This is a genomic window from Burkholderia sp. Bp9099 (genome assembly GCF_003857805.1).
Taxonomy (GTDB): domain Bacteria; phylum Pseudomonadota; class Gammaproteobacteria; order Burkholderiales; family Burkholderiaceae; genus Burkholderia.
Genome location: NZ_QTPU01000017.1, coordinates 168,378 through 175,282, shown reverse-complemented (window position 1 = coordinate 175,282; position 6,905 = coordinate 168,378). Strand labels below are relative to the sequence as shown.

At 65.9% G+C, this 6,905-nt stretch carries 6 protein-coding genes; 3 read left to right on the top strand and 3 right to left on the bottom strand.

Annotated elements, in window-relative coordinates:
- Positions 1-486: AAA-associated domain-containing protein (locus tag DIE17_RS21330; protein WP_185735393.1), on the top strand; the 486-nt coding region annotated here is incomplete at its 5' end.
- Positions 487-513: 27 nt separating this feature from the next.
- On the opposite strand, the gene DIE17_RS21325 is transcribed toward DIE17_RS21330, so the two are convergent.
- Positions 514-1,392, bottom strand: a complete 879-nt coding sequence (locus DIE17_RS21325) for a MurR/RpiR family transcriptional regulator (protein ID WP_124666765.1) — start codon at positions 1,390-1,392, stop codon at positions 514-516.
- Positions 1,393-1,760: 368 nt separating this feature from the next.
- Between DIE17_RS21325 and ggt the strand changes: the two genes are divergently transcribed.
- Positions 1,761-3,512 carry a gamma-glutamyltransferase gene (gene ggt, locus DIE17_RS21320; protein WP_124666764.1) on the top strand — a complete coding sequence of 584 codons (1,752 nt, stop codon included), beginning with the start codon at positions 1,761-1,763 and terminating at the stop codon, positions 3,510-3,512.
- A gap of 228 nt (positions 3,513-3,740) precedes the next feature.
- Complete coding sequence (locus DIE17_RS21315; RefSeq protein WP_044846692.1) at positions 3,741-5,069, top strand: dicarboxylate/amino acid:cation symporter; 1,329 nt, start codon at positions 3,741-3,743, stop codon at positions 5,067-5,069.
- Here DIE17_RS21315 and DIE17_RS21310 read toward each other — a convergent pair.
- Positions 5,066-5,455, bottom strand: a complete 390-nt coding sequence (locus DIE17_RS21310) for a DUF3331 domain-containing protein (protein ID WP_044846693.1) — start codon at positions 5,453-5,455, stop codon at positions 5,066-5,068. The two genes, DIE17_RS21315 and DIE17_RS21310, sit on opposite strands and share 4 nt — an antisense overlap.
- A 44-nt stretch (positions 5,456-5,499) precedes the next feature.
- Entirely contained in the window at positions 5,500-6,792 is a 1,293-nt protein-coding gene (locus DIE17_RS21305; RefSeq protein WP_124666763.1) for an NAD(P)/FAD-dependent oxidoreductase, read from the bottom strand.
- Positions 6,793-6,905 lie beyond the last annotated feature (113 nt).

Below are 6,905 nucleotides of genomic sequence, written 5' to 3'. Positions count from 1 at the left end.
AGCTGGCTGCCGCAGGTGTCGACCAACCTGATGGCCGGCCTGATCGAGACGCTCGCGATGGCGCCGTACCACGGCCGCGCGGACATGCCGGAAATCGCGCGCACGCTGCATCTGGAAGTGGACGAACTGTTTCCGATCGCCGAAGTGCTGCAGTACCTCGGTTTCGCCGACGTGCGCGAAGGCGACGTGTTCCTGACGCCGCCCGCGCGCGTGTTCGCCGAATTCGGCACGCAGGAACGCAAGCTGATGTTCGCGGATCACCTGCTGAAGCACGTGCCGCTCGCCGCGCGGATCCGGAAGGTGCTGAACGAGCGCCCGGGCCATCGTGCGCCGCGCGTGCGTTTCGAGCAGGAGCTGGAGGATTTCCTGTCGGACGAGGCCGCCGAGGAAACGCTCGACGCGGTGATCGACTGGGGGCGTTACGGCGAAGTCTTTTCGTACAACGACAAGACGGAAGTGTTCAGTCTCGAGGACGTGGAGAGCTGACGTCCCTGCCCGAATGACGCGCGACCGTCATTCGGGCAAATCCCGCTGATTCGCGTCCTGCGCGCTGCCGCCCGTACTGAGCCGCTCGATCTTTTCCATCCTCTGCCGCGCCAGTTCGGGAAGCCGGTTCGTCACGCCGATCACCAGCGCTTCGGCGAGCGCCAGCGCCGGCACGTTGGTCTGCAGCATCGCGAACGGGCGCCCCTGGATCCGCAGCACGATCTCGGCGAACGCGCTGATCGGCGAGCGCCATTCGTCGGTAATCAGCAGCACGCGCACGCCGAGCTGGTGCGCGGCCTGCGCGAACCGGATGCTGTCCTTCTGATAGCGGCGAAAATCGAAAATGACCAGCACGTCGCCGGGCCCCATGTCGGTCAGCGACACCGACGAGAGATTCAGGTTCGGCTCGACGTACTGCACGTGCGGGCGCGCATACGCGAGCGTGAACGAAAACAGCGACGCGAGCGGCGCGGTATAACGCCCGCCGCCGCAGAACACGCGGATTTCCGGATCGGCCAGCAGCGTCACCGCTTCGTCGAACGCTGCCGCGTCGAGTCCCTCGATCGTGGTGGCAAGCGATTGCGAGAGCCGCTGGAAGATCGCCGCATGGCTGTCGCGCATCCCCGATTCCGAGTGGAACGCATCCATCCGCGCGAGCGGCGAATTCATCGCGGTGTCGATCTCGTCGTGCAGCGCCTGCTGGAACGACGAGTAGTTCGGGAAGCCGATCCGCACGACGAAGCGGAACACGGTCGGGTCGCTGACTTCGGCTTGCTTCGCGAAGCTCGCGATCGGCCCGAGCCCGAGGCTCGGATAGCGATCCAGCAGCGCGTGCGCGACCTTCTGTTCCGACGGCGTGAAGCTATCCATCTGGGATAGCAGCAACGCCCTGATGCTTGTCCCCATCGGGCACTCCGGCTTGTTTTTATCTGAATGAATGACAAACGGCAGGCATGCGTCTGCCGGCGACGCCGTGCATGTTAGCCGATCGCCGCGCCGCGGACCGTGTGAGGCCACAGATTAGAGGGGCGCATCATTCGGGTCGTCAATCGGCTGATTGTGTAATGTATTAAACATTATCGATCGGAACCTTTCCATAAATTCATCGAGAATTCAGTAATTACCCTAGGTTTTGACATGAAAATGCCGATGCTATGATCGCGGCCTCGCCGGAATGTATGGTTTATTACATGCCGGATCAGCAGCGTCGCCCGGCCTTCCGAGTCGGTTGCGCATCCCGGTATGGCCCGGTCATTCGTCTGGAGGATTCCGTCATGAGGCGGCTCGTCGTACTCACCCTGTTGTCGGCCATCAGCGCAGGCGCGCTCGCCGCTTCGGAACCCGCGGTGGAAGCGAAGAACGGCATGGTCGTGTCGTCGCAGCACTTCGCGTCGCAGATCGGCGTCGACATCCTCAAGGAAGGCGGCAACGCGGTGGACGCCGCCGTGGCGGTCGGCTACGCGCAAGCGGTGACCAATCCGTGCTGCGGCAACATCGGCGGCGGCGGCTTCATGACCCTGCACCTGGCCGACGGCCGCGACCGCTTCATCAACTTCCGCGAGACCGCGCCGGCCGCGGCGTCGGCGAACATGTATCTCGATGCGAACGGCAACGTCATTCCGGACGACAGCCTGTACGGCTATCGCGCGGTCGGTGTGCCGGGCACGGTCGCGGGTCTCGACCTCGCGCAGCGCAAGTACGGCAAGCTGACGCGCAGGCAGGTGATGGAGCCGGCGATCCGGCTCGCGCGCGACGGCTTCGTGCTGACGCGCGGCGATACGGACATCCTCGACACGACGATCGAGCGCTTCAGGAAGGACCCGGAAGCCGCGCGCATCTTCCTGCGCCCGGACGGCACGCCGCTGCAGCCGGGCGACCGCCTGGTGCAGAAGGACCTGGCACGCACGCTCGAGCGCATTGCGGAGCAGGGCCCCGACGCGTTCTATCACGGCGAGATTCCGAAGATCGTCGAAGCCGCGGCGAAGCGCGGCGGCGGGGTGATCACGGCGGCCGATTTCGCGTCGTATCGCGCGCAGGACATGGCGCCGCTGACCTGCACGTATCGCGGCTACGAGTTCGTGTCGGCGCCGCCGCCGAGCTCGGGCGGCGTGACCATGTGCGAGACGCTGAACGTGCTCGAAGGGTATGACCTGCGCAAGTTCGGCTACCAGTCGGCGTCGGTGGTCCACTACATGACCGAGGCGATGCGCCACGCGTACGAGGATCGCAACACGCTGCTGGGCGACCCGAACTTCATCGACAATCCGGTCGCCAAGCTGACGAGCAAGCAGTATGCGGCCGAGATCCGCAAGCAGATCAGCGGCGACTTGGCGACGGCATCGGTCGACGTGCAGCCGGGTATCGGCGTGCACGAGAAGCCGGAGACGACCCACTACTCGATCATCGACCGCGACGGCAACGCGGTGTCGACCACGTACACCGTCAACGGCCGCTTCGGCGCCGTGGTGATCGCGCCGGGAACGGGCTTCTTCCTGAACGACGAGATGGACGACTTCACGGTCAAGGTCGGCGCGCAGAACCTGTTCGGCCTCGTGCAGGGCACGCGCAACTCGATCGCGCCGGGCAAGCGTCCGCTGTCGTCGATGGCGCCGACGATCGTGAAGAAGGACGGCAAGGTGTTCATGGTGGTCGGCTCGCCGGGCGGCTCGCGCATCATCACGATCACGCTGCAGACCGTGCTGAACGTGATCGACCACGGGATGACGCCGCAGGATGCGGTCGGTGCGCCGCGCATCCATCATCAATGGCTGCCGGACCAGGTCTATTACGAGACCCGCGGCCTGTCGCCCGACACGCTCGCGATCCTGCGCAACATGGGCTACAAGATGGTCGAGCAGACGCCGTGGGGCGCCGCCGAGCTGATCATGGTCGGCCTGCCCGGCACCGAGGCGGTGAGCCATCAGAGTTCCGGCAACGATTCGTCGGTGTCGGGCAACGTGCGCGTCGGCTACATCTACGGCGTCAACGATCCGCGCCGACCGGCCGGTTCGGCGATCGGCTACTGACCTGAGCTGATTTGATTTGATCTGATTGCACCAGGCTGAACGGTTGCCCCGGCGTTCGCCATCGCGTGAGCGCCGGGGCAGCGACAGCGCGTCCGTTCGCGGACGTCCGCAGTATCGGGCGGGGCGGGTGCCCGGAATGCCGGGCCCGACCGACCCGCAATGCGCGCCGTGGCACGGCACTGACGCGCGCATTTTTTTTCATTCCTGCTCCGTGCATCGAGTTCCGTTATGAACAAACGAATGTCTGCGGCAGTCTGGATCCTGCTCGCGATGGCGGCCGGCATCTTCATCGGCTACATGATCTATACGCAGTTTCCGGACAAGCAGTCCGCGACCGAGATCGCCGGCTACATCTCCCTCGTGTCCGACGTGTTCCTGCGGTTGATCAAGATGGTGATCGGCCCGCTGGTGTTCTCGACGCTCGTCGTCGGCATCGCACACATGGGCGACGCTTCGTCGGTGGGACGCGTGTTCGTGAAGGCGTTCGGCTGGTTCGTCACCGCGTCGCTGATCTCGCTGCTGCTCGGGCTGCTGATGGCGAACCTGCTGCGCCCGGGCGAGAACCTCGGCCTGCCACTGCCGGACATCGGCGCATCCGCGCATCTCGCGACCTCCAAGTTCACGCTGAAGGATTTCGTCAGCCACATGGTGCCGAAGTCGATCGCCGAGGCGATGGCGAACAACGAGATCCTGCAGATCGTCGTGTTCTCGATGTTCTTCGGCGTCGCGCTGTCGGCGCTCGGCGAGCGCGGCAAGATCCTCGTCGCCGCGATCGACCAGCTGGCGCACGTGATGCTGAAGATCACCGGTTACGTGATGAAGCTCGCGCCGCTCGCGGTGCTGGCGGCGATGGCCGCGACCGTCGCGGTCAACGGGCTGTCGGTGTTGTTGAAGTTCGCGGTGTTCATGGGCGACTTCTACGTGAGCCTGTTCCTGCTGTGGAGCACGCTCGTGATCGCCGGCCTGCTGTTCCTCGGGCCGCGCGTATTCAAGCTGCTGGTGCTGATCAAGGAAGCGTTCATGCTGTCGTTCGCGACCGCGAGCTCCGAAGCCGCGTATCCGAAGATCCTCGACGCGCTCGACCGCTTCGGCGTGAAGCGCAAGATCTCGAGCTTCGTGATGCCGATGGGCTATTCGTTCAACCTCGACGGCTCGATGATGTACTGCACGTTCGCGTCGCTGTTCATCGCGCAGGCGTACAACATCCACCTGTCGCTCGGCACGCAGGTCACGATGCTGCTGGTCCTGATGCTGACGTCGAAGGGGATGGCCGGCGTGCCGCGCGCATCGCTCGTCGTGATCGCGGCGACACTGCACCAGTTCGACATCCCGGAAGCCGGGCTGCTGCTGATTCTCGGCGTCGACACGTTCCTCGACATGGGGCGCTCGGCCACCAATGCGGTCGGCAATTCGATCGCCAGCGCGGTGGTCGCGAAGTGGGAGGGCGAGCTGATGTCGGAGTCCGAAGCGCAAGCACATGCCGCGCATCTCGACGCGGAACTGGAACGGCAGAACCGCGATCCGGCCTATGGTGCCGGTCAGGCGACGTCCGTTTAAGCGGCACACGCCTCGTCGATGCACGCCGCCAGCACCATCGCGGCGGCGTTGCCCGGCGCCGAGCCGAGCAGTTGCGGCGCGTAGACGCTGTCGCCGCGCGCGATCGGCCGCCCCGACAGCGCGCAGACGCCGCGCTTGCGCGTCGTGAACAACCGCCACTTCTGGTAGCCGTAGTGGCCGGTGCACGCGTCGCACCACGAAATCATCACGGTGTCGGCCGTGGGCCGCTCGAGCACGCTGATCGACGGCTGGCTCGTCGCATCCCACGACGGCAGGCGATCGCGCGTGATGCTGCGCCGTCGCGGGGCGGCCCATGAAACGGACGGCATGTCGAAGCTGCCGATCGCGGCGACGGTCCTGAGCCAGGCAACTGCACTGTTGCTCATCTTTGCTTTCCTCGAAACGTTGGGCGACGCCGCGAAACGCGGCGTCACGACAGGCGGATGCGCGGTTGCACGCAGCCGTTGATCCGTTCGGCGAGCCACAGCAGCGTCGCCTTGGAGAATCCGTGCAGCGCCTGCTGGTGGCGCCGGTACAGCATCAGGTGGCTGAATTGCGCGAAACGCCCCTGGATGAAGCCGCCGCGGAAGAACCCGAATTGGCCGAGCGTGCCGAACGCGTCGTAGTCGCTGATCGACACGAGCGCGCCGAAATCGTGGAACGCGAACGGCGGCATCGGCTTGCCGTCGAGCCAGGCGGGCAGGTGTTTCGCGAGATGTTCGGCCTGCTGGGTCGCCACCTGCGCGGTGGGCGGCAGCGGCCGTTCGTGGCCGTCGGGCTGCAGGCTCGCGCAATCGCCGATCGCGAACACGTGCTCGTCGGCCGTGGCCTGCAGCGTGGGCCCGACCAGGATCTGGTTCGCGCGGTTCGTGTCGAGCCCGCCGAGTGCCTGCATGAAATCGGGCGCCTTCACACCCGCCGCCCACACCATCAGATCCGCTTCGGCGAATGAACCGTCGCCGTAGTGGAAGCCGTTCGCATCGGCCGCCGTCACGCGCGTGGACGTCAGCACGTGAAAGCCGATCTGCTCGAGCCGCCGCTGCGCCGACGCGGAAATCCGCGGCGGAAATGCGGCGAGGATGCGCGGGCCGCTTTCGAGCAGCGTGAGCCGCAGCCGCTCGCGCACCGTCGCGTCGCCATACGCCTGCGCCACTTCCAGCAGCCGGCTCAGTTCCGCCGCCAGCTCCACGCCCGTCGCGCCCGCGCCGACGATCGCGACGCGAAACGGCTCGTCGCGCGCGATGCTGCGGAACACGCGCATCCGCAGCGCTTCATTGAAGGTTTCGGCCTGCCGCTGGCTGTCGATGAAGTAGCAGTGCTCGCGCACGCCCGGCACGCCGAAATCGTTGGCCTGGCTGCCGAGCGCGAGGATCAGCACGTCGTATTCGAGTTCGCGCGCGTCGACCACGCGTTCGCCGTCCTGCGAGCGAATCTCGCCGAGCTGCACGCGACGGCGCGCGCGATCGAGCCCCGTCAATTCGCCGGGCTGGTACGTGTAGCCGTGATCGCGCGCATGGGCGAGAAAGATCACCTGCTGTTGCTGCACGTCGCGCGTACCGGCCGCGATCGTGTGCAGCATCGGCTTCCAGACATGGGTCGGGCTGCGGTCGACCACGGTGACATGGGCGCGCCCGGTGCGGCCGAGACGTTCGCCGAGGCGGGTTGCGAGCTGCAATCCGGCGATGCCGCCGCCGACGATCACGATGCGAGTAGGGGTTGTCATGAATAAATCATCACGTGATGAATAAGGTATGATCCTAGCGCTTCCCGGCTTCGCGTGTCAACGGAGCGGGCAGGCAACCCGGTTCCGCGGACGCGAACCGGGGCCCGGACACG